Annotated in this window: 19 protein-coding genes; 5 read left to right on the top strand and 14 right to left on the bottom strand. The window is 72.0% G+C overall.

Features of this window, described 5'->3' with window-relative positions:
- The first annotated feature begins 7 nt into the window (after nucleotides 1-7).
- Nucleotides 8-559 (top strand): RNA polymerase sigma factor, encoded by a 552-nt coding sequence (locus tag ACWCQS_RS16020; protein WP_451004971.1) that lies wholly within the window; start codon nucleotides 8-10, stop codon nucleotides 557-559.
- The gene (locus ACWCQS_RS16015) at nucleotides 556-1,011 is read left to right on the top strand and encodes a hypothetical protein (RefSeq protein WP_451004970.1); all 456 of its coding nucleotides are present in this window, start codon (nucleotides 556-558) and stop codon (nucleotides 1,009-1,011) included. The genes ACWCQS_RS16020 and ACWCQS_RS16015 overlap by 4 nt, the downstream gene beginning before the upstream one ends.
- Here the strand turns inward: ACWCQS_RS16015 and ACWCQS_RS16010 are convergent.
- From ACWCQS_RS16010 to pdhA (ACWCQS_RS15985), 6 genes are all read right to left on the bottom strand, one after another.
- Nucleotides 1,008-1,940 (bottom strand): alpha/beta fold hydrolase, encoded by a 933-nt coding sequence (locus ACWCQS_RS16010; RefSeq protein WP_451004969.1) that lies wholly within the window; start codon nucleotides 1,938-1,940, stop codon nucleotides 1,008-1,010. The two genes, ACWCQS_RS16015 and ACWCQS_RS16010, sit on opposite strands and share 4 nt — an antisense overlap.
- 65 nt (nucleotides 1,941-2,005) lie before the next feature.
- Nucleotides 2,006-2,752, bottom strand: coding sequence for a hypothetical protein (locus ACWCQS_RS16005; protein ID WP_451004968.1), 747 nt, complete (start codon nucleotides 2,750-2,752; stop codon nucleotides 2,006-2,008).
- Nucleotides 2,753-2,975: 223 nt separating this feature from the next.
- Nucleotides 2,976-4,544: a murein biosynthesis integral membrane protein MurJ gene (gene murJ / locus ACWCQS_RS16000; protein WP_451004967.1), complete on the bottom strand. Its 1,569-nt coding sequence runs from the start codon at nucleotides 4,542-4,544 to the stop codon at nucleotides 2,976-2,978.
- 253 nt (nucleotides 4,545-4,797) lie between these two features.
- Entirely contained in the window at nucleotides 4,798-6,189 is a 1,392-nt protein-coding gene (locus ACWCQS_RS15995) for a dihydrolipoamide acetyltransferase family protein (RefSeq protein ID WP_451004966.1), read from the bottom strand.
- Between the two features lie 10 nt (nucleotides 6,190-6,199).
- A complete protein-coding gene (locus ACWCQS_RS15990; protein ID WP_388622954.1) occupies nucleotides 6,200-7,177 on the bottom strand; it encodes an alpha-ketoacid dehydrogenase subunit beta in 978 nt (325 codons plus the stop codon).
- Between the two features lies 1 nt (nucleotide 7,178).
- The gene (gene pdhA / locus ACWCQS_RS15985; RefSeq protein ID WP_388622952.1) at nucleotides 7,179-8,378 is read right to left on the bottom strand and encodes a pyruvate dehydrogenase (acetyl-transferring) E1 component subunit alpha; all 1,200 of its coding nucleotides are present in this window, start codon (nucleotides 8,376-8,378) and stop codon (nucleotides 7,179-7,181) included.
- A 518-nt stretch (nucleotides 8,379-8,896) separates the two neighbouring features.
- Between pdhA (ACWCQS_RS15985) and ACWCQS_RS15980 the strand changes: the two genes are divergently transcribed.
- On the top strand, nucleotides 8,897-9,913 hold the full coding sequence (locus ACWCQS_RS15980; protein WP_451004965.1) for a phosphotransferase: 1,017 nt from the start codon (nucleotides 8,897-8,899) through the stop codon (nucleotides 9,911-9,913).
- Nucleotides 9,914-9,974: 61 nt separating this feature from the next.
- On the opposite strand, the gene ACWCQS_RS15975 is transcribed toward ACWCQS_RS15980, so the two are convergent.
- Complete coding sequence (locus ACWCQS_RS15975; RefSeq protein WP_451004964.1) at nucleotides 9,975-11,606, bottom strand: protein kinase domain-containing protein; 1,632 nt, start codon at nucleotides 11,604-11,606, stop codon at nucleotides 9,975-9,977.
- Nucleotides 11,607-11,949: 343 nt separating this feature from the next.
- Between ACWCQS_RS15975 and ACWCQS_RS15970 the strand changes: the two genes are divergently transcribed.
- The gene (locus ACWCQS_RS15970; RefSeq protein WP_451004963.1) at nucleotides 11,950-13,602 is read left to right on the top strand and encodes a protein kinase domain-containing protein; all 1,653 of its coding nucleotides are present in this window, start codon (nucleotides 11,950-11,952) and stop codon (nucleotides 13,600-13,602) included.
- Between the two features lie 120 nt (nucleotides 13,603-13,722).
- Here the strand turns inward: ACWCQS_RS15970 and ACWCQS_RS15965 are convergent, their stop codons facing one another.
- Nucleotides 13,723-14,268: a bacterial proteasome activator family protein gene (locus tag ACWCQS_RS15965; protein WP_388622944.1), complete on the bottom strand. Its 546-nt coding sequence runs from the start codon at nucleotides 14,266-14,268 to the stop codon at nucleotides 13,723-13,725.
- Nucleotides 14,269-14,442: 174 nt separating this feature from the next.
- On the opposite strand from ACWCQS_RS15965, the gene ACWCQS_RS15960 reads away from it, so the two are divergent.
- Nucleotides 14,443-15,240 (top strand): hypothetical protein, encoded by a 798-nt coding sequence (locus tag ACWCQS_RS15960; protein WP_451004962.1) that lies wholly within the window; start codon nucleotides 14,443-14,445, stop codon nucleotides 15,238-15,240.
- A 132-nt stretch (nucleotides 15,241-15,372) separates the two neighbouring features.
- Here the strand turns inward: ACWCQS_RS15960 and ACWCQS_RS15955 are convergent, their stop codons facing one another.
- The 6 genes from ACWCQS_RS15955 to pdhA (ACWCQS_RS15930) form a co-directional block, all read right to left on the bottom strand.
- Entirely contained in the window at nucleotides 15,373-16,353 is a 981-nt protein-coding gene (locus ACWCQS_RS15955; RefSeq protein ID WP_451004961.1) for an NAD(P)H-quinone oxidoreductase, read from the bottom strand.
- Between the two features lie 113 nt (nucleotides 16,354-16,466).
- Complete coding sequence (locus ACWCQS_RS15950) at nucleotides 16,467-17,816, bottom strand: molybdopterin molybdotransferase MoeA (protein ID WP_451004960.1); 1,350 nt, start codon at nucleotides 17,814-17,816, stop codon at nucleotides 16,467-16,469.
- Nucleotides 17,813-18,724 carry an NTP transferase domain-containing protein gene (locus tag ACWCQS_RS15945; RefSeq protein ID WP_451004959.1) on the bottom strand — a complete coding sequence of 304 codons (912 nt, stop codon included), beginning with the start codon at nucleotides 18,722-18,724 and terminating at the stop codon, nucleotides 17,813-17,815. Before ACWCQS_RS15945 ends, ACWCQS_RS15950 begins: the two co-directional genes overlap by 4 nt.
- A 69-nt stretch (nucleotides 18,725-18,793) precedes the next feature.
- Nucleotides 18,794-20,233 (bottom strand): dihydrolipoamide acetyltransferase family protein, encoded by a 1,440-nt coding sequence (locus ACWCQS_RS15940; RefSeq protein WP_451004958.1) that lies wholly within the window; start codon nucleotides 20,231-20,233, stop codon nucleotides 18,794-18,796.
- Complete coding sequence (locus ACWCQS_RS15935; RefSeq protein ID WP_451004957.1) at nucleotides 20,233-21,237, bottom strand: alpha-ketoacid dehydrogenase subunit beta; 1,005 nt, start codon at nucleotides 21,235-21,237, stop codon at nucleotides 20,233-20,235. Before ACWCQS_RS15935 ends, ACWCQS_RS15940 begins: the two co-directional genes overlap by 1 nt.
- A complete protein-coding gene (gene pdhA / locus ACWCQS_RS15930) occupies nucleotides 21,234-22,388 on the bottom strand; it encodes a pyruvate dehydrogenase (acetyl-transferring) E1 component subunit alpha (RefSeq protein ID WP_451004956.1) in 1,155 nt (384 codons plus the stop codon). Before pdhA (ACWCQS_RS15930) ends, ACWCQS_RS15935 begins: the two co-directional genes overlap by 4 nt.
- Nucleotides 22,389-22,508 lie beyond the last annotated feature (120 nt).

Here is a 22,508-nt window from a genome sequence, read left to right as displayed (position 1 = left end):
GCCGGCCATGGACATCCAGGGGGAGGACGACGGCCGGGCGGCACCCTGGGACACGGCCGCCGCACTGGTCCGGGCCGCCCAGGACGGGGACGCCCTGGCCATGGACGAACTGCTCACGCTGATCACCCCGTACGTGACCCGGCTCTGCCGCCCGATCGCCCCGCACGACGTGGCCGACGCCGTACAGGAGTCGCTCCTGGCCGTCTTCAAAGGCCTGCGCACGCTCCGCGACCAACGGGCCTTCTACGGCTGGGTGCGCACGACCACCGTGCGCGAGGCGGTCCGGGTCGCCCGCCGCACCTCCGCCGAGGAACCGGCCGACCCCGCCGACCTGGCCCACCTCGGCGCACTGCGCGCGGACGCCGACGGTGAGTTGCCCGCCGACGTGCGGGACGCACTGGCCCGGCTGCCGGTCCGGCACCGCGCGGTCCTCGTCCTGCGCGAACTGGAAGGACTGGACGAGGCCACCGTCGCCGCCCTGCTCGGCGTACCCCAGGGCACTGTCAAGTCCCGGCTGAGCCGGGCCCGTTCCTCCTTCCGGAAGGCGTGGTCACGATGAGTTCCTCCGATCCGGTGCTGCGGCTGCGGGTGCTGGCCGCGGGGCTGCACGCCGGTCTGTACACCGAGGAGCATCTGGCGCTGCCGTACGACCGGGTGTGGGCGGTGGCCGCCGACCTGGAGGCGGAACTGCCCCATCTGGTGCCGTTCCTCCGCGAGTTCCGCGTGCCACCCGGTGACACGGACCGCAAACGGGCGCTTGCGGTGGGCCGTTCGGGCCTGACGGAGTCCTTCGACGTACGGCTCTCGCCCGGCTGGTGCCTGATGCAGTCCCGGCTGATCGTCGGCGGCATGGCGGCCGCCCCCGAGGCCGGCGGCACCCGCTTCGCCGTCCTCGGCGCGACCCGCCCCACCGCCCTGCGCCCCGCCCAGTGGCTCTACGGCCGCCTTCTCGGCGAACGGCGCGGGCGGGCGTTCGTCGACCGGGTCGCCGAGCGGGCGGCGCTGCGTTAGACCGCCTGGTCCTCTCGGGCGAAGGGCACGAAGAGTTCGCGGATCGCCGCCGCCACCTCCTCCGGCCGCTCCTGCGGCAGATAGTGACCGGTCCCCGGCACCAGCCGCACACGCAGCTCGTCGGCGTACGGCTCGGCGCCCGCCAGCATCGACGGCACGACCACGTTGTCCCGCTCCCCGCCGAGCAGCAGCGTCGGCACGGTCAGCCGCTGCCGCCGCGCCGTGCCCCGTAGCAGCGCGGGGATGTCGTGCAGGACGTACTGCCAGAACAGGGACTGGACGGCGAGGGCGCTCTCCGAGGTGGCGGTGGCGTACTCGGTGATCTCCGCCTGCGTCCACACGGCCGCCGGGTCGGCGACCTGGTGACGCAGCAGGAAGCGGGTGAAGCCGGGCCAGTGCCGCAGCACGGCCCGCCCGAGCACCGGGTACTCGACGAACGCGGTATACCACAGCCGCCACAGGTTGGGCAGGACCGCGCGGTGCCGGGGCCAGGGATGGGTCATGTTCAGCGCGAGGTACCCGGTGAACCGCTCCGGCGCCCTCAGGCACAGCCGGAAGCCGAGATGCGCTCCCCAGTCGTGCCCGACCAGCCCGACCCGCTCCAGCCCGAGGGTGTCGAGCAGCGCGAGCGCGTCGCCCGCCAGGCTGTCCATGTCGTAGCCGCCCCGCGTGATCCGCGACCAGCCGAAGCCGCGCAGGTCCGGGCAGAGCAGCCGGTATCCGTCGCGCCGGTATGCGTCGGCCAGCTGCCCGGCGACCTTGTGCCAGGCGTACCAGTGCTGCGGAAAGCCGTGCAGCTTCAGCAGCGGGGTGCCGGTGCCGCCGTACTCGGCGAGATGCAGCCGGGTGGAGCGCACGTCCAGCAGACGGTGCTCGGCACGCTCGTCCTTCGGCAGTGGACGGTCTGGACGGTCGGTGTGCGGTGTCACGCCTGACCCCTATCGGGCCGGTGCGGTCCCCCGTCGGGCCCGCGTCGCCGGGTCAGGAGTCGGCGTCAGCGCGAAAGGTTCCCTCCTTTCTGTTCCTTGTCGTCGTCACGGGCGGGGAGCTGGTCGTAGGTCTTGAAGGTGTACGAGGCGTCGTACGACAGCAGATTCCCTTCGGCCGCCGGCAGGCCGAGGCGTCGGTTGAGGGGTGCGGTGAGGGGTCCGCAGTGTTCGGCGGCCGGGGCGGTGAAGGTGTCGTCGTAGGCAGAGAACTCGATCACCGGAGGGTCCTGGGAGACCCACTTGGAGGGACCGGAGCGCTTCAGCTGGAAGTCGACGGGTTCGCCCGCGCCGATGGTGCAGCCCTGCGGCACCAACGGGCCGAGGAGCCGGAAGCGGAGGCTGAACTGCCCGGTGTAGAAGTCGGACCGCCCGCCGTACTCCGGCTGTATCGCCAGCCTCAGGACGGCCGCGCGATCCCCCGCCGGTGTGCCGGTCAGTCCTCCCGGTATGGCGGTGGGGGAGCTGTGCATCGCACCCCACACCTGGCCCTTGCTGCCGTCCGGCATGGGACCTTCGGCATGCGTCATGGTGATCGGGGCGAGGTCCACCGTGACCTTGCCGAGGGTCAACCGCGGGGCGGCCGTGTGCACTTCGCATCTCCATCGACTCGGGTCGACGCCGTCGGGCAGTGCCGGGCAGTCGCCGAAGTCGGTCGCGGAGGCGGCGGTGACGCGAGGCGCCGCGTAGGCGACACCAGGCGCGCACACCGCCGCCGTACCGGCCAGGACAGCGGCGCCCGCGAGGATGGCCACACGGCGGACGGAGGTGGATGAGGGTGAGGAGGCTGGGGAGGCGGAGGAAGCTACGTCAGGCACAGGGGAGGAACCGGGGCGAACGGCAGCGGATTTCGTCATGTCACCAGCGTGCCGCCGCGTCCCCTCCATCACCATCCGTGACCTCCCGGACGGCACCCTGATCAATCCCTGATGTGACATCAGGGACCGTGCGAGAGAAGGCAATTAGGGGCATTAACTGTCAGTGAAAGCCGGGAATCCGCCGAAGTTCGCCGATCTTCAGCACCCTGGCCAGCAGTAGATAGACGACAGCGAGTGCCAGCGTGCCGACGGTGGTTGCCAGGACCGCCCCCGCCGTGCCGTGCCCCACCACCCCGGCACAGCCCCGCGCCGCCGCCCAGCCTGCGACCGCCGCGACGCCTCCGGCGCACAGCAGCTTGCCGTAGGTGCCGCGCAGGGTTCCGTCGTCAAGCCGGCCGCCGGTGCGGCGGGCCAGCAGACGGGCGGTGAGGACGAGCCCGGCGAAGTAGGAGACGGTGTAGGCGCCGGCCATGCCGGTGACCGCCCACCGCGCGGGCAGGAGCACATGGCAGGCGGTGGCGAGCGCGATGTTGACGACCCCGATCCACACGGCCATGAAGAACGGCGTACGCGTGTCCTCGAAGGCGTAGAAGCCACGCAGCAGCAGGTACTGCGCGGAGAACGGGATCAGGCCGAGCCCGAAGGCCTGGAGCATGTGCCCCAGGGGCTGGGCCGTGGCAGCGTCGGCGGCGCCGTGGGCGAAGAGGAGGACGGCGATGTCCGGTCCGAGCGCGGTGAACAGGAAGGCCGCCGGGACGATCACGACGCCGCTGACCCGCAGCGCCCGGGACAGATCGGCACGCAGATCAGCGATCCGCCCCTCGGCCGCCGCCTTGCTCATGCGCGGCAGCAGAGCGGTGACGAGCGAGACGGTGACGATGGACTGGGGCAGCATCCAGATGGTCTGCGCGTAGCTGTACGCCGTGTAGCCCACGCCCGCCTTCGGCAGCCGCTGGTCGGCGGCGTTGGCGTAGTTGGTGACGACGGTGAGGGCGACCAGATTGGTCAGCACGAACAGCAGCGTCCACTTGGCCGCGTGGATCCCGGAGCCGAGTCCCGCGCCGCGCCAGTCGAAACGGGGCCGGAAGCGGAAGCCGGCGGCGCGGGTGAAGGGGATGAGCGCGAGAGCCTGTACGGCGATCCCGAGGGTCGTGCCGATGCCGAGCCAGCGGACCTCGGCGTCGGTGACGTCGGCGACCGAGTGCGGGACGGTCATCATCCCGAGGTAGACGCCGAACATCGCCACGAGGACGACATTGTTGAGCACGGGCGTCCACATCATGGCGCCGAACTTCTCACGTGCGTTCAGCACTTGGCCGAGGATGGCGAACAGTCCGTAGAAGAAGATCTGCGGAAGCAGGAACCGGGCGAAGACGACGGTCAGCCGGTACGCCGCGTGCGCCTTGGGCGTGTCCCTTATGTACAGGCTCACGATCTCCGGTGCCGCCCACACGGCGAGCACGGTCCCGACGGCCAGCACACTGACGACGAGAGTCACGAGCCGCTGCTCGTACGCCCGCCCGCCATCGGCATGGGTGGCCCGGGCCCGCACCAGCTGCGGCACCAGCACGGCGTTCAGCGCACCACCGATCAGCAGGGTGTACAGGCTGGTCGGCACGGTGTTGGCGGTGTTGTACGTGGTCGCGAGCAGCCCTGTCCCGAGCGCGGCTCCTTGCAGCACCTGACGGATCAGCCCGCTGGCCCGCGATACGACGGTCCCCCCGGCCATGAGCACAGAGGCCCGCCCCACGCCCGCTTCCGCTTTGGGTCTCGCATGCCGAGCTGTGGCCTTCTCCCCCGTTAGCATGCGCCAAATCTACGGCAGTTGACGCTGCATCCGCTCCCGGGGCGGAGTCGAGGACGGGGCGCCGGTGTACGTGCTGAACCAGCCTTGAACAACCCCGAAGAGCAGAGGGGGGCGGCCGCAAGACGAATTTGCGGCCGCCCCCCTCAGGCTTTCCAACGGTACCCACCCGGAGCCGTCACGCCCAGGTGATCAGCCTCTTCGGCTCCTCCAGAATCGCCGCCACGTCCGCCAGCACCTTCGAGCCCAGCTCGCCGTCGACCAGGCGGTGGTCGAAGCTCAGCGCCAGGGTCGTCACCTGACGCGGCTTGACCTTGCCCTTGTGGACCCAGGGCTGGAGCTTGATCGCGCCGACCGCGAGGATCGCCGACTCGCCCGGGTTGAGGATCGGCGTGCCGGTGTCGACGCCGAAGACGCCGACGTTGGTGATGGTCACCGTGCCGCCCTGCATGGCCGCCGGGGATGTCTTGCCCTCGCGGGCCGTCGAGACCAGCTCGCCGAGCGCCTCCGCCAGCTGCGGGAGCGTCTTGTCGTGCGCGTCCTTGATGTTCGGCACGATCAGGCCGCGCGGGGTGGCCGCCGCGATGCCCAGGTTGACGTAGTGCTTGTGCACGATCTCCTGGTTGGCCTCGTCCCAGGACGCGTTGATCTCCGGGTTGCGCTTGATGGCGACCAGCAGGGCCTTGGCGATCAGCAGCAGCGGGTTGACCCGCAGGCCCTGCATCTCCTTGTCCTGCTTCAGCTCCTCGACCAGCTTCATCGTGCGGGTCACGTCGACCGTCACGAACTCCGTGACATGCGGCGCGGTGAAGGCCGAGCCGACCATGGCCGCCGCCGTGGCCTTGCGGACGCCCTTGACCGGGATGCGGGTCTCGCGGGCGCCGTCGTAGGACGCGACCGGGGCCGGCGTCACCGGAGCCGCGGCGACCGGGGTCGGCGTCGGCTCCGCCTGCTTCGGAGTGGCCGCCGCGTGGACGTCGTCGCGGGTGATGATGCCGTCCGGGCCGGACGGGGTGATCGTGGCGAGGTCGACGCCGAGGTCCTTGGCCAGCTTGCGCACCGGCGGCTTGGCCAGCGGGCGGGGCTTCTCGGCGACCGCGCCATGGCCGTGGCCGTTCAGCTCGGTCTGGATCGCCTGGGCAGGCGCCGGGACCGTGACCTCGGGACCCTTGCGGGGGCGGCGCTTGGTGGAGGACGTCGAGACGCCGTACCCGACCAGGACCGGCTGACGGCCCTGCGGCTTGGCCTCCGGCTCGGGCTCCTCAACGGCTGTCTGCGGCTGCTCGACCGGGGTCTCGGCGGCTGCCGCGCCGGCCACCGCCACCGCGATGATGGACGTGCCCACGTCGACCGTGGTGCCCTCGGGGAAGTGGAGTTCGCGGACCACCCCGTCGTAGGGGATGGGCAGTTCGACGGCCGCCTTGGCGGTCTCGACCTCGCACACCACCTGACCGTCGGTGACCGTGTCACCCGGCTGGACGTACCACTTGAGGATCTCGGCCTCGGTGAGTCCCTCGCCGACGTCCGGCATCTTGAACTCGCGTACGGACGCTTCCGTCATCGTCGTCACGACCTTCTCCTCAGTACGCCAGCGAGCGGTCGACGGCGTCGAGCACGCGGTCCAGGTCCGGCAGGTACTCCTCCTCCAGGCGGGCCGGCGGGTAGGGGGCGTGGTAGCCGCCGACCCGCAGGACCGGTGCCTCCAGGTGGTAGAAGCAGCGCTCGGTGATCCGGGCGGCGATCTCCGCGCCGGAGCCGAAGAACACCGGTGCCTCGTGGACCACGACCAGACGGCGGGTCCTCTCCACCGAGGCCTGGATGGCGTCGAAGTCCAGCGGCGACACCGAGCGCAGGTCCAGGACCTCCAGGGACTTGCCCTCCTCGGCGGCGGCCGCCGCGACCTCCTGGCAGAGCTTCACCATCGGGCCGTACGCCGCCAGGGTGAGGTCGGTGCCCTCGCGGACGACCTGGGCCTTGTGCAGCGGGGCGGGGATCGCCTCGACGTCCACCTCGGCCTTGTCCCAGTAGCGGCGCTTGGGCTCGAAGTAGATCACCGGGTCGTCGCTCTGGATGGCCTGCTGCATCATCCAGTACGCGTCCGACGCGTTCGACGGAGACACGATCTTCAGGCCCGCCACGTGCGCGAACAGCGCCTCGGGGGACTCCGAGTGGTGCTCGACCGCGCCGATGCCGCCGCCGTAGGGGATGCGGACGACGACCGGCATCTTGACCTTGCCCAGCGAACGCGCGTGCATCTTCGCGAGCTGGGTGACGATCTGGTCGTAGGCCGGGAAGACGAAGCCGTCGAACTGGATCTCCACCACCGGGCGGTAGCCGCGCAGCGCCAGACCGATCGCGGTGCCGACGATGCCGGACTCGGCAAGCGGGGTGTCGATGACGCGGCTCTCGCCGAAGTCCTTCTGAAGGCCGTCCGTCACCCGGAACACGCCGCCGAGCTTGCCGACGTCCTCACCCATGACGAGGACCTTGGGGTCCTCGTCCAGGGCGCGGCGCAGCGACTCGTTGATGGCCTTTGCCATCGCCATCTTCTCGGCCATCTCAGCGACCCCCTTCAGCTGCGTCAGCGAACGACGCCTGGTAGGCGGCGAACTGCGCTCGTTCCTCGTCGACGAGCGCGTGCCCGTCCGCGTACACGTTCTCGAAGATGGCGAAGTGGTCCGGGTCGGGCATGGCACGGACCGCTTCGCGCACTCGTTTGCCCAACGCTTCGGACTCGGCCTCGAGTTCCGCGAAGAATCCCTCGTCCGCGTGGTTTGAGGCCTCCAGGTACCGGCGAAGGCGCAGGATCGGGTCCTTCGCCTCCCAGGCCAGCCGCTCCTCGTCGCCGCGGTAGCGGGTGGGGTCGTCGGAGGTGGTGTGGGCGCCCATGCGGTAGGTGTACGCCTCGACCAGGGTGGGGCCCTCGCCGCTGCGGGCGCGCTCCAGCGCCCACTTGGTGACCGCGAGGCAGGCCAGCACGTCGTTGCCGTCCACGCGCACGCCCGGGAAGCCGAAGCCCTGCGCACGCTGGTAGAGCGGCACGCGGCTCTGCTTCTCGGTCGGCTCGGAGATCGCCCACTGGTTGTTCTGGCAGAAGAACACGACGGGTGCGTTGTAGACCGCGGAGAAGGTGAACGATTCGGCCACGTCGCCCTGGCTGCTCGCGCCGTCGCCGAAGTAGGCGATGACCGCGCTGTCGGCGCCGTCCTTGGCCACGCCCATCGCGTAGCCGGTGGCGTGCAGCGTCTGAGAGCCGATGACGATCGTGTACAGGTGGAAATTGTTGCCGTTGGGGTCCCAGCCGCCGTTGTTCACGCCGCGGAACATGCCGAGCAGGTTGGTCGGGTCGACCCCGCGGCACCAGGCGACGCCGTGCTCGCGGTAGGTGGGGAAGACGTAGTCGTCGTCGCGCAGTGCCCGGCCGGAGCCGATCTGGGCGGCTTCCTGGCCGAGCAGGGAGGCCCACAGTCCCAGCTCGCCCTGGCGCTGCAGGGCGGTGGCCTCGGCGTCGAAGCGGCGGGTGAGCACCATGTCGCGGTACAGGCCGCGCAGGTCTTCGGGGGTGATGCCGGCGACGTAGGCGTCGTACTCGGCGTTCTTGACCCGCTTGCCCTCCGGCGTCAGCAGCTGGACGAGCTCCGGTTCGGTGCTCTTCTTCGCGGCGGCGCGGGTGGTGCGGGTGGTCTTGCTGCCGGTGGTGCCGGCCTTGCCTGCGGCGCTGCGTCGCGGCTTGCGCGCGGCACTGCTGTCCACGGTCACGTGTGCTCCTCCGTCGTTCCGGCCCCCGGGGTTGCCGGTAGGCCAGTGCGGCTCACCTGTTTCGACCACCGGGCACGGGGTGGGTGCCACTCGGCCGGGTACAGGCGTGACAGGTGCCCCGGCGAGCGCCCTGCAACCATCACGTTACCCAGTGCTCCACATTTCTGTGAAACCCCACCTGACCTGCGATTTTGCTTGGATTTCCAAGTAAATCGGGGAGGTGTGGAAGCGTGCTGGTCACAGCCCTGCTTCAACGCCGAAGCAACGGAACGTTAACCCGCTCACCCGTGTCACGGGAAGAGTCGAATTGTTTGCGTGTGAACCCGGCTGCGCCGCTTATGCCATCCGTATCCAGGGCGAGAAGGACGGAAGCAGCGGAATCATTTGACAAAGCCCACGACACGCTCACTGCGTGACCGAAAGCGATCACCGGCGACCGCCTGTGACAAGCCCCAGCTCACGGCGGTTTTTCGTGCCCTAACATCTGCGGCGTGCCGCGCTCATGTGTACCACCCCTTGTGTCCCTCGCGCCCCCTCTGGGCGCCCTGCTGCGCCTGTACGCCGCCGGTACCGCCCTCACCTGTGAGCCGGTCGACCAGGGCCTGCTGAACCGCGGCTACCGGCTGCGCACCACCCGCGGCCGCTACTTCCTCAAGCACCATTTCGATCCGGACACCGCCGACCCGGCCGCCATCGAGCGCCGGCACCGCGCCACCCAGCGCCTGGCCGACCTCGGTGTCCCCGTCGCCGTACCGCTCGCGCATCGCGAGGGCCGTACGGTCGCCGTCGTCGGCGGCCACGCCTACGCCCTGCACCCCTGGATCGACGGCAGACACCGCCACGGCGGACAGCTCACGCGGGGGGAGAGCGCACGCCTCGGGGCGCTCCTTGGCGCCGTGCACGCCTGTCTTGAGCGCGTGATGCCGCCCAAGGGGCGCACGCGCCCTGCCACGAGCCCCCACCCCGTGGAGAGCGCGGACCCCGCCGACACCTTCGCGCTCATCGATGACCTGCTCGCCCATGTGCGCCGGCACCGCCCCGCCGACGCCTTCGACGAGCTGGCCCGGCACCGGCTGCTGGAACGCCGGACGCTCCTGGAGCAGCACACGGACCGGCGCCCGCCGCGCGGCGGGCCGGTGGGCTGGGTGCACGGCGACTTCCACCCGTTCAACGTGCTCTACAAGGACGACACCCCGGCGGCCATCGTCGACTGGGACCGGCTGGGCGTGCAGCCCCGCGCGGAGGAGGCCGTACGCGCCGCGGCGATCTTCTTCGTACGCCCCGCGGGCACCCTGGACCTGCCGAAGGTACGCGCGTACGCGCGCGCGTACCGGCGCGCGGCCGGCGCCAGACCCGCCGAGCTGGCAGCCGCCGTGCACCGGGTGTGGTGGGAGCGGCTGAACGACTTCTGGATGCTGCGCTGGCACTACGAACGCGGTGACACGCGCGCGGACTGCCAGTTCCCGGCCGCGTCGGCGCTCGCGGTGTGGTGGACACGCGAGTACGACGCGGTGTGCGACGCGTTCACCGAGTGACGGCGCCTGCCCTGCCAGTGCCGGTTCAGGGGGACGCCGTGGAGGGCGGTGCCGGAGTCGTTCAGCCGGTGGTGTTGCCCACGCCTCCGTCCGCCGCGTTCCCGACGGTGGTACCACCGTTGGCGGTGCCGGTGGGGTCGGTGGGGCCGGTGGGGCCGGTGCCACCGGTGTCCGTGCCGCCGGTGGTCGTGCCACTGTCCGTGCCGCCGCCGGTGGGGCTCTGGGACTGCGACGGCGCGGTCTGCGTGTCCGTCGGCTGGTCCGTCGGCCCCGTGCTCTGCGACTGCGAGGTCTGCGGGTCCGACGGGGTGTAGTCGGACCCGCCCGAGGTCGAGCCCGAGCCGTTGTCAGTGGCCGTGTCCGAGGGCTGGTCCGTGGTGTTGTCCGACGGGGTCGGTGAGGTCGTGTCGTCCTTGGTGCTCTGGGACTGCGTCGCCGGCGGCGTCGTGTCGGTGCCCGTACCGGTGCCGCCGGTGTTGTGGTTCAGTGCGAACGCGACACCGGCCGCGATCGCGATCACCGCGAGCACGGCGAGGATCCACAGCTTTCCGCGGCCGCTGCCCCTGTTGCCGTGCCCCTCGAAGCCGCCGTCGTCGCCGCCTCGGTAGCCCTGCGGCAGGATCGGCTGAGGAATCTGCGTCGTCCCGGCGCCGAAGTCGCCCGGGTGCTGCATCGCGGTCGTCCCGGTGAAGCCGCCCGCCGGGGTGTGCCGGCCGTCGTGCGCCTCCACCGGGCCGGTGTTCCAGGTGCCGCTGTGCCCGCCCTGGTCGTACAGCATCTGCAGGCCGTACTGGACCAGGCCGCGCATCTCCTCGGCCGTCTGGAAGCGGTCGTCCGGCTCCTTGGCGAGCGAGCGCATGACCAGGCCATCCAGCTCCGGCGGGCAGCCGTCGGAGACCGCGGAGGGCGGGGTGGGGATGTCCTGGACGTGCTGGTAGACCACCGACAGCGGGGTCTCGCCGGTGAACGGCGGCCGCAGCGCGAGGAGTTCGTACAGCAGGCAGCCGGTCGCGTAAAGGTCGGAGCGGTGGTCCACGGCCTTGCCGAGCGCCTGCTCCGGGGAGAGGTACTGCGGCGTGCCCATGACCATGCCGGTCTGTGTCATCGTTGTCGACGCGCCGTGCAGGGCGCGCGCGATGCCGAAGTCCATCACCTTGACGGCGCCGCTGTTCGTGATGATCACGTTGGCGGGCTTGATGTCGCGGTGCACGATGCCGTGCTGATGCGAGTAGGCGAGCGCGTCGAGCACCCCGGAGACGATGATCAGGGCCTGCTCGGGACCCGGCGCCTCGGCGTTCAGCAGCAGATCGCGGATGGTGCGGCCCTCGACCAGCTCCATCACGATGTACGGCACGGACTGGCCGCCGACGAAGTCCTCGCCGGAGTCGTACACGGCGACGATCGCGTGGTGGTTGAGGCCGGCGACGGACTGCGCCTCACGCGTGAAGCGGGCCTTGGAGACCGGGTCCTCGGCCAGGTCCGCGCGCAGCAGCTTCACCGCGACGGTGCGGCCCAGACGGACGTCCTCGGCCGCGAACACCTCGGCCATGCCGCCCCGGCCCAGCCGGTGCGTCAGCCGGTACCGGCCGTCGCCGACGAGCCCGCCGTTGCCCCAGTTCTCCGGCGCGTCCGACATACCGCCGCCACTCGCCTCGGGGTCGGACGGGCCCTGGGCGCGCTGCGTCTGGTCCATCAGTCCTCGCCGTCGTTTCTGCCCGCGGTGCGCGCGGTGTTGTTACGGTCTCCGTCGGCCACGCTACAGCCTCGGCGTGAGCCACCGGTTCGGATCCGGAACCGGAACCGGCCGAAGCCTGACCGGCCATGAAACCTGTAGCACGCGCTGTCGTGCAAATTCTGTGTGGCGGTCGTACGCCCCCTGTAACGCTTGCACGGCGCTTCTTGCGCGTACGGTCACGGAACGGGCACCGAGCTTGACGTGTCAGTGCCCTGGGGCAGACTTGGCCGGGAATGACACATTCGATCAAGGCCCGTGCGATGAGCGAAGGTGCCGGACGGCCAGTGGGGGACACGGAGAGATGAGCCAGGACGGCGCACACGGCCGGTACACGGGGCAGTCGCTGGCCGGCGGCCGATACCAGCTGCGGGACCTGCTCGGCGAGGGCGGCATGGCCTCGGTGCACCTGGCGTACGACGCCGTGCTCGATCGCCAGGTCGCGATCAAGACCCTCCACACGGAACTCGGCCGGGAACAGGCCTTCCGCGAGCGCTTTCGCCGCGAGGCCCAGGCCGTGGCGAAGCTCACGCACACCAACATCGTGTCGGTCTTCGACACCGGCGAGGACGATCTCGGCGGTCTGACGACTCCGTACATCGTCATGGAGTACGTCGAGGGCCGCCCGCTGGGCTCGGTCCTGGAGCAGGACATCCGGCAGTACGGCGCGATGCCCGCCGACAAGGCGCTGAAGGTCACCGCGGACGTGCTGGCCGCGCTGGAGATCAGCCACGAGATGGGGCTGGTCCACCGCGACATCAAGCCGGGCAACGTGATGGTGACCAAGCGCGGCGTGGTCAAGGTCATGGACTTCGGCATCGCCCGCGCCATGCAGTCCGGTGTGACGTCGATGACGCAGACCGGCATGGTCGTCGGCACCCCGCAGTATCTGTCGCCCGAGCAGGCCCTCGGCCGTGGCGTGGACGCCCGTTCCGACCTGTACTCGGTCGGCATCATGCTGTTCCAGCTGGTCACCGGGCGGCTGCCGTTCGACGCGGACTCGCCGCTCGCGATCGCGTACGCGCATGTGCAGGAGGAGCCGGTCGCGCCCTCCTCGATCAATCGTGCGCTGCCGCCCGCGGTGGACGCGCTGGTCGCCCGCGCGCTGAAGAAGAACCCGAACGAGCGTTTCCCGACCGCCGAGGCCATGCGCGACGAGTGTCTGCGCGTCGCCGCGTCCTTCCAGGTGGCCGCGCCGAGCATCGTGCCGGGCGCCGGGCCGACGCAGAGCGGCGCGGGCGTCGGCTCCGCAGTCTTCCCGCCGGTCGACCGGACCGCCCAGCCGGCCCCCGGCCCGGTCCAGGCGCCGTACCAGCCGGGCCCGTACGGCGCCCCGCAGACGCCCGCCCCGGCCTACGGCTATCCCCAGCAAGGGCAGCCCGGCGGCTACCAGACGCCGCCCTCGATGGGGTACGGCCCGCAGGCTCCGCAGGCCGCGCCGACCCCGCCGCCGTACGCCATGTCGCCGCAGACGGCCGGGCAGCCGTCCGCTCCGGGCTCCGGCGGTGGCAAGAGCAACAAGCCGGTGATCATCGGCTCGGTCGCGGTGTCGCTCGTCGCGGTCGTCGCCCTGATCGTCGCGCTGACGCTGAACAACAGCGGCGGTGACGACAAGGGCGGGGGCGGCGGCGCGAGCGCCTCGGCGTCCGCCTCCCACCAGGCGGGCTACCGCGGGCCGGACCGGACCCGGGTGATCGACAAGACCAAGTGCACGGATCCGACGGAGTCCTGGAACGACCCGAAGAAGGTGCAGCTGCCCGACTTCCGGTACAAGGACATCGACTCGGTGAAGGCGTGCTTCCAGGCCGCGAAATGGCAGTACAAGGTCAAGCCCGAGGCCGACAACACCTGGGGCGACGGCACCGTGCTGGACCAATTCCCCGCCGCGGGCGCGGTCATCGACCCGAAGAACCCGGGCACCATCGAGCTGAGCGTCTCGACGGGCAATCCCAGCTGAGAACGCCGCCAGATCCGTCGGCCCGCTCAACCCGGACTGACAACTGACAAGCCTCGCGCACAAGGTCGGGCCCGGCACTTCCGTGCCGGGCCCCGGTCGTTTCGGGTACGGCCTGGGTCGTTACAGGTACGGGCCGCCGGCGCGGCCGCCGGCGCGCGGGTCGTCGCCGCCCTCGTGTCCCGTCACCCCGGGCGGAAGTGCGCGGCGCATCTGCTCCAACTGGGCCCGCGCGGCCATCTGCTGGGCGAACAGCGTCGTCTGGATCCCGTGGAAGAGGCCTTCCAGCCAGCCCACCAACTGCGCCTGTGCGATGCGCAGTTCCGCGTCGCTCGGGGTGGCGTCGTCGGTGAACGGCAGGGACAGCCGCTCGAGTTCCTCGACCAGCTCCGGCGCGAGGCCGTCCTCCAGCTCCTTCACCGAGCTGGCGTGGATCTCCTTCAGCCGCACCCGGCTCGCCTCGTCCAGAGGAGCCGCGCGCACCTCCTCCAGGAGCTGCTTGATCATGCTGCCGATCCGCATCACCTTGGCCGGCTGTTCCACCTGCTCCGTCACCGGGGTCTCACGGGACTCCATGTCCCCGTTGCCGCCGCCGAGCGCCATCCCGTCCTGGCCTACGACGAGGATCTGAGGGTTTTCCGGCGACCGTTCGTTCCTCGGCATCTCCATGCCGCCATTCTCTCGCACCCGTATACCTCATCACCGTGGTGCCCCCTCTTGGGGCTGATCCACCGTTTAGACCCGACGGCCCACTCTGAAATGCCCCGTTCGCCCTTGAATGTGAGGCTTATCTCCGTCGGTCAACCATCGATCACGACATCCGGGCTCCGGGAGGTCACCGACGTGACTCCATGGCTGCGCACCACACGCCGCTGCATACGGCTGCTTCTCGTCCTCGCGGTGGCCCTGCCCGCGTACGACGCGCTCACCGAGCACGCCACGACGGCGTACACCACCGACCCCGGCGCGAGAAGCTCCGCCACCCCCGGGCCCGCAGACCAGCCGACTCCCTACGGCGCGGATCACCCCGCACGCGGAACCGCGGACCGACCCGGACACTCGGCGCACGGCGGCCGCGAACCCATGACCGGCGCCACCCCGGAGCCCCAGGGCCCCACCGGCCCCGATCCCGGCCGGATTCCCGTTCACGGTCACGGTCACCGTCACCGTCACAGCCATTCCCCGGCTGTCTGGCCCTCGCCCGTCTCCCCCATGATCCCCATCCCCCCCATACCCTCCGATTCCGCCTCCGCCTCGTACCGTCCGACGGTCGTCGAGCCGACCCGTGCGGGCAGCCGGGCCGGCGAGGGGCGGATGCGGCCGGGCCGGCCGGACGGCCCCGCGGCCGAGGTGGAGGGCGACGACGACCCCGTCCCCACCCAGGCCCCGGGCACGACCCAGGCCCCGGGCACCGGTCGGGCGGAGGAACCGGAGACCGCACAGCTCCCGACCACGACGCCGACGGCCTCGACGGTCCCCGACGAGGCGGGCCTCAACCACCCCCCGCCCCGGAACACCGCCCCCCAGCACGAGAACACCTCGGGGCCGGTCCTCCAGATACTGCCCCTGGGCACCGGTCTGGTGCTCATAGGCCTGGGCCTGGCCCTGGCCCTTCTGGGCCTTCGACTCCGCAGAGACTGACCGGCCCGGCCGCTACCGGCCGCACTCGCCGAACCGGCACTCGGGCACCCGGCAACAACCCGTAGCCCGGCACCCGGCACCGCTCCAACTCGCCGACGTCATGACCTCCCCAGCGTTACGACGTCCCCAGCCTTACGCCGTCACCAGCAGCACCTTCCCCACATGCCCGCTGGCCTCCACCACTCGATGCGCCTCGGCCGCCTCGGCCATCGGCACCTCCCGATCCACCACCGGCCGCACATGCCCCCCGGCCAGCAACGGCCACACATGCTCCCGCGCCGCGGCCACGATCGCCGCCTTCTCGCTCAGCGGACGCGCCCGCAGGGAGGTCGCACTGATCGCGGCCCGCTTGCTCAGCAGCGTGCCGATGTTCAGCTCCCCCTTCACCCCGCCCTGCATACCGATGATCGCGAGCCGCCCACTGACGGCAAGCGCCTGGAGATTGCGGTCCAGATACTTCGCGCCCATGTTGTCGAGGATGACGTCGGCCCCCGCACCCCCGGTGGCCTGCTCGATCTCGGCGACGAAGTCCTGCTCGCGGTAGTTGATGAGAATGTCCGCGCCCAGTTCGGCGCACCGCTCCAGCTTCTCCTTCGTGCCGGCCGTCACCGCGACCTTGGCCCCGACGGCCTTGGCGAGCTGGATCGCCATGGTGCCGATGCCGCTGGACCCGCCGTGCACAAGCAGCGTCTCACCGGGCCGCAGATGGGCGATCATGAACACGTTGGACCAGACCGTGCAGACGACCTCGGGCAGCGCGGCCGCCCGCTTGAGGTCGACCCCCTCGGGCACGGGCAGCAACTGCCCGGCCGGTACGACGACCTTCTCGGCGTACCCGCCGCCCGAGAGCAGCGCGCACACCTCGTCGCCGACGGCCCAGCCGGACACTCCGGATCCGAGCGCGGCGATCCTGCCGGAGCACTCCAGGCCGGGGTAGGCGGAGGCACCGGGCGGCGGGTTGTAGAAGCCCTGCCGCTGCAGGATGTCGGCTCGGTTGACGGCGCTGGCCACCACCCCGACCAGCACCTCGCCCTCGCCGGGCACCGGATCGGGGACCTCCGCCCACACCAGTGCCTCGGGACCACCAGGTTCGGGAATCGTGATCGCATACATGCCCGTGACGCTACTCCTCGGGGATGGCGTCTCCGGGGCAGACCCGCTAGCGCGAATACGCCCACACGATGGTCACCCGCCGGCCCACCTCATCCCGCGCAGCACCGGACGTTTCACGTGAAACACACCTCGATTCCGGCGGTCGCCCATGGCAGATCCAGGAGTTCCGTCTCCTCACCCTGCCGTGCTCCGCCCGGCGGTACGACGGCCAGCGCATCGGCGGCGGCGATTCCGCGGAGCATGGCCGGACCGTTGTAGTGCAGCGGTACGGCCCGGTCGCCGCGCAGCACCACGGGGATCAACCGGGTGTCATACGGATGCCCCTGGACCGCCTCGCTGAGCGGCAGCGTGTACCGCTCGGGGGCCGGGTGGGCGGCCAGCGTGCGCAGAAGGGGCTCGGCGAGCGTGAGCAGGCCGGAGACGGCCGCGAGGGGGTTGCCGGGCAGGCCGACGAGGTGCTGGGCGTCCTTGGTGCGGGCGAGCAGCATGGGATGGCCGGGCCGCACCTTGACACCGTCGACGAGGAGTTCGGCGCCGATGCGTTCCAGGATGGGGTGGACGTGGTCGACGGGTCCGCCCGCGGTGCCGCCCGTGGTGACGATGAGGTCGGCCGCGGAGCCCGTGACGGCCCGGCACAGGGCCTCGGCGTCGTCGCCGATCCGGCGCACCGCGACGACCTCGGCGCCGAGCGCGCGCAGCCACGGCGGCAGCATGGGGCCGAGCGCGTCCCGGATCAGCCCGTCGCGCGGCAGTCCCTCGGCCAGCAGTTCGTCGCCGAGCACGAGGACTTCGGCACGGGGCCGCGGTACGGCGGTGACGGTGTCGTATCCGGCCGCCGCGGCGAGCCCCATGACGGCGGGGGTGACCCGGGTGCCGACCGGAAGCAGCTGGTCGCCGCTGCGGCACTCCTGGGCGCGCGGGCGGATGTCCTGGCCGTGCACGATCTCGCGCGTGGCGTGGAGCCGCCCCTGTGCGTCGGTACGGCCGTGCTCGCTGCGCAGGACTGCGGTGGTGTCGGCCGGGATGCGGGCACCGGTGGCGATACGCACCGCCTCACCGTCGGTGAGCGGCTCGGGCTGCGCGTGCCCGGCGAGCACGCCCTCGTCCCGTACGTCCCAGGGTCCGGGTCCGGCGACCGCCCAGCCGTCCATCGCGGAGGTGTCGAAGGAGGGCAGGTCGGTGAGCGCGTCGAGCGGGGCGGCCAGGACCAGGCCGAGGGCGTCGCCGAGCGGCATGGAGACGGGGGCGCGGCGGGTCCGGGCGCGTGCGGCGCGGGCGGCGATCTCGCGGGCCCGGGCCCAGGGGGTGGCCCGGTGCGGCTCGCCGTGCGCTTCGGGTGCCGGAGCGGGGACCTGGCCCGCGCGGTCGTCCTTGGCTTCCCTCACGAGGGCCAGGGCCTCCTCGACGTCGAGGTCGTCGCAGTCCTCGGCGGGCGCTCCGGCCCGGGTTCCGGGGGCGGTCATCCGGCGTCCGGGGCGCTCGGGCCCCCGCTGTTCTCTTTCCCGCTCCCGTTGCTTTCTTCCTCCCAGCGCACCGCGAGCGCGGCCGCCTTGCGGGCGGCCTCGGCGACCGCGTCGGGGCCGCCCTTGCCCTGGGCCGCGGCGTAACCGACGAGGAAGGTGGTCAACGGGGCGGCGGGCCGGGCCACGCCGTGCGCGGCGTCACGGGCCAGGTCGAGCAGGACGCCGGTGTCGACGTCCAGGTCGATGCCCAGCTCGTCCTTGACTGCGGAGATCCATTCATCCAACACGTGCCCATGCTCCCTGATGCGTGCCCTGGCGTTGACGAGGTCGTCCCAGGTGTCGCAGTCGAAGGACGCGAGCGGGTCCGGGACGCGGGTGAGGCTGAGGGCGCCGGTCAGCCGGCGCAGGGGCAGTCCGGTCAGGCCGTCGGGTCCGGCCGCGAGGGCGGCCAGTTCGCGGCGGAGCGCGGCGGTGCGGTAGGCGGCCACGAGCGGCTGGTCGCGGCCGTCGGCGTCGGTGAGCAGCGCACCGTCGGCGCCGGTGGCGCCGAGGGCGGTCAACAGGCATTGCAGCGTCGCCGGCCGGACGAAGGGCAGATCGGCGGAGAGGACGACCGCGTGCTCGGCGGTGGTGTGCCGCAGGCCGGCTTCCAGTGCCGCGACCGGTCCCGCACCCGGCGGCTCCTCGCGCGCCCAGCGCACCGGCCGCGCGGTGGGCCGCCGGTCGGCCACCACGACGGTCGTGCCGGCGCCCGCGCAGGCCGCGAGCACCCGGTCGAGCAGCGCCCGGCCGCCGACCCGCAGACCGGGCTTGTCGGCGCCGCCGAGCCGCCGGGCGGCGCCGCCGGCCAGCACGACGGCGTCGTACGGCACGGGCGTCCCGGGAGCGGCGAGGGCGTTGTCGGTCACCCCCCGAGTATGTCCCGAGGTGCGCGGGTCATATCTTCCGCGGGGCCCTTCTTCCGGGCCCCGCGTGCATCACAGGGTGCGCAGGAGCACCGCCGGCTGTTCCACGCAGTCCGCCACGTACCGCAGGAAGCCGCCCGCCGTGCCGCCGTCGCACACCCGGTGGTCGAAGGTGAGCGAGAACTGCACGACCTGACGCACGGCCAGCTCGCCTTCGTGCACCCACGGTTTGGGGACGATCCGGCCGACGCCGAGCATGGCCGCCTCGGGGTGGTTGATGATCGGCGTGGAGCCGTCGACACCGAAGACGCCGTAGTTGTTCAACGTGAAGGTCCCGCCGGTGAGTTCCCCGGGGGTGAGCGTCCCGGTGCGGGCGGCTTCGGTGAGCCGGGCGAACTCCGCGGTCAGTGCCTCGGCGTCGCGCGCATGGGCGTCCCGGACGACCGGCACGACGAGCCCGCGTTCGGTCTGCGCGGCGAACCCGAGGTGGACCTGGTCGAGCTGGACGATCTCGCGGGCCTCGGTGTCGACGTAGGAGTTCAGCTCGGGGAATCGGGCGAGCGCAGCCGTGCAGATGCGGGCGAGCAGCGCGAGCAGGGAGATCTTCGGTCCGCCGGCCGCGTTCATCGCAGCACGCGTGCGCATGAGTTCGGTCGCGTCGGCGTCGACCCAGCAGGTGGCGTCCGGGATCTCCCGGCGGCTGCGGGAGAGCTTGTCGGCGACGGCGCCGCGCACGCCCTTGAGGGGGATGCGGGTGCCCCCGGCGCGTGTGGCCGAGGCGGCGGCTGCCGACGGGCTCACTGCGCGGACCGGCTCCTGCACCACGGGCGCCGGGGTGGCCCTGGCCCGCAGGGCGCCCTCGACGTCCGCGCGCAGGATCAGCCCGTCCGGGCCCGAGCCCGCGAGCTGCCGCAGGTCCACACCGCCCTCGCGGGCCAGCCGGCGGACCAGGGGAGAGATCACGGGGACCGGGCCCTCGGCGTGGAACGCGTCCAGGCGCGCGTGGGCCGTCCCGGTTGGCGCCGTGCCGTTGGAGGCGGCCGGTCCGTCCGGTCGCGCCGCCCCGAAGGCGGCAGCCGGGCTCTGCCGCCCGGCCGGGCCCGTGCCGGAGGGCGCGCTCGTGCTCCGTGCGCCGTCCACACCGGTGTTCGCGGCACCCGTCGCCAGTGGCGTCGGCCGCACCCTCCGGCGCCGGGCCGGAGCTTCCGAGGTGCCGTATCCGACCAGGACGTTGCCCGATCCCTCGCCGTCCGCCGCTGGGGCCTGCGGTCCCACCGCCACCGTCAACAGGGGCGCACCGACCGGTAGTTCGGTGCCCTCCTCGCCGAAGCGGGCGGTGACCACACCGCCGTACGGGCAGGGCACCTCCACCATCGCCTTGGCCGTCTCGACCTCGACGACCGGCTGGTCGACGGCGACTACGTCACCGACCTGGACCAGCCAGCGGACGATCTCCGCCTCGGTGAGTCCCTCGCCGAGGTCGGGGAGCTTGAACTCCAGCACCTGTGCCATCAGCCCTCGGCCTCCCACTGCAGCCGGGCCACGGCGTCCAGGATGCGGTCGACGCCGGGCAGGTGGTGCCGCTCCAGCATGGGCGGCGGGTAGGGGATGTCGAAGCCGGCCACGCGCAGCACCGGCGCCTCCAGGTGGTGGAAGCAGCGCTCGGTGATCCGGGCCGCGATCTCGCCGCCCGGTCCGCCGAACCCGGTGGACTCGTGGACGACGACCGCGCGTCCGGTGCGTCGTACGGCCGTGCAGACCGTCTCGTCGTCGAACGGCACCAGCGAGCGCAGGTCGATCACCTCCAGGTCCCAGCCCTCGGCCTGGGCGGCCTCGGCGGCCTCCAGGCAGACCGGCAGGGAGGGGCCGTAGGTGATCAGCGTGGCGCTGCGGCCCGGCCGGCGCACCACCGCGCGGCCGATGGGCTCCACGTCCGTGGGGTGCTCGGGGTTCCAGGAGTCCTTCGACCAGTACAGCCGCTTGGGCTCCAGGAAGACGACCGGGTCGTCGGAGGCGATGGCCTGGCGCAGCAGGCCGTAGGCGTCGGCGACGGTCGCGGGCGTGACCACGTGCAGTCCGGGCGTGGCCATGTAGTAGGCCTCGGAGGAGTCGCTGTGGTGCTCGACGCCGCCGATGCCGCCGCCGTAGGGGACGCGGACGGTGATGGGCAGGGGCATCCGGCCGCGCGTGCGGTTGCGCATCCGGGAGACATGGCTGATGAGCTGCTCGAACGCCGGGTAGGCGAAGGCGTCGAACTGCATCTCCACCACCGGGCGCAGGCCGTACATGGCCATGCCGACGGCGGTGCCGAGGATGCCGGCCTCGGCGAGCGGGGTGTCGGTGCAGCGGTCCTCGCCGAACTCCTTGGCGAGGCCGTCGGTGACCCGGAAGACACCGCCGAGGGTGCCGACGTCCTCGCCCATGACGTGCACGGCCGGGTCGGCGGCCATCGCGTCGCGCATCGCGCGCGTGAGGGCCTGCGCCATGGTGGCGGGCTTGACGGCGACGGTGGTCATCGGGCGCCGCCTTCCTGCTCGCCGTGCCGCTCCTGCTCGGCTTCCAGCTCGGCCCGCAGCAGGGCGCGCTGTTCGCGCAGTTGGGCGGTGGTCTCGGCGTAGACATGGTCGAAGAGGGCCATGGGGTCCAGTTCGGGGTCGCGGTTCATGCGTTCACGCAACGAGGCTGCCATCGCCTCGGCATCCTTCCGGGCGGCCTCGATGCCGGCCTCGTCGAGCAGCCCGCGCTCGGTCAGCTCGTGCTCCAGCAGCTCGATCGGGTCGTGGGCGCGCCAGGCCTCGACCTCGGCGTCGCCTCGGTAGCGGGTGGCGTCGTCGGCGTTGGTGTGGGCGTCGATGCGGTACGTCACCGCTTCCACGAGGGTCGGTCCGCCGCCCGCGCGCGCGTGCCGTACCGCGTCGCTGAGGACCTCGTGCACGGCCGCCGCGTCGTTGCCGTCGACCAGCCGGCCCGGCATGCCGTATCCGACGGCCTTGTGGGCCAGGGAGGGCGCGGCGGTCTGCTTGGCGAGCGGGACGGAGATGGCGAAGCCGTTGTTCTGCACGAGGAAGACGACCGGCGCCTGCCAGACGGCGGCGAAGTTCAGGGCCTCGTGGAAGTCGCCCTCGCTGGTGCCGCCGTCGCCGACCATGGCGAGCGCGACGACGTCGTCGCCCTTGAGGCGGGCGGCGTGCGCCAGGCCGACGGCGTGCGGCAGCTGGGTGGCCAGCGGTGTGCTGAGCGGGGCGACCCGGTGTTCGCAGGGGTCGTAGCCGCTGTGCCAGTCGCCGCGCAGCAGGGTGAGGGCCTCGACGGGGTCCACGCCCCGGGCGACGACGGCGAGGGTGTCGCGGTAGCTGGGAAAGAGCCAGTCGCGCTCTTCCAGGGCCAGGGCGGCGGCGACCTCGCAGGCCTCCTGGCCGGTGCTGGAGGGGTAGACGGCGAGGCGGCCCTGCTTGGTGAGCGCGGTGGCCTGCGTGTTGTAGCGGCGGCCGCGCACCAGCTGGGCGTAGAGCCGGCGCAGCAGGTCCGGGTCGGCCTTGGTGGCCGCCTCGGTGCCGAGGACGCGGTAGGGCTCGGCGTCGGGCAGCAGCGGCGCGGGGTCCATACGGGGCTGCCAGGCGGGCGGCGGCGATGGCCGGTACGCGCCCCGCTGCTCCATGACCGTCATGACGGCACCTCCTCGTGGGAGCGGCTACGGGAGGCGCGTCGGCTGTGAGGCGCCTCACCAACCGATTGTTCGGTCGTTGGCACATTTTGGCTACAGCCCCCTCCAGGCTGTGGACAAACG

Source organism: Streptomyces sp. NPDC002076 (genome assembly GCF_053593835.1).
The sequence above is the reverse complement of the archived record's forward strand: the minus strand, read 5'-3'. Positions and strand labels throughout refer to the sequence as shown.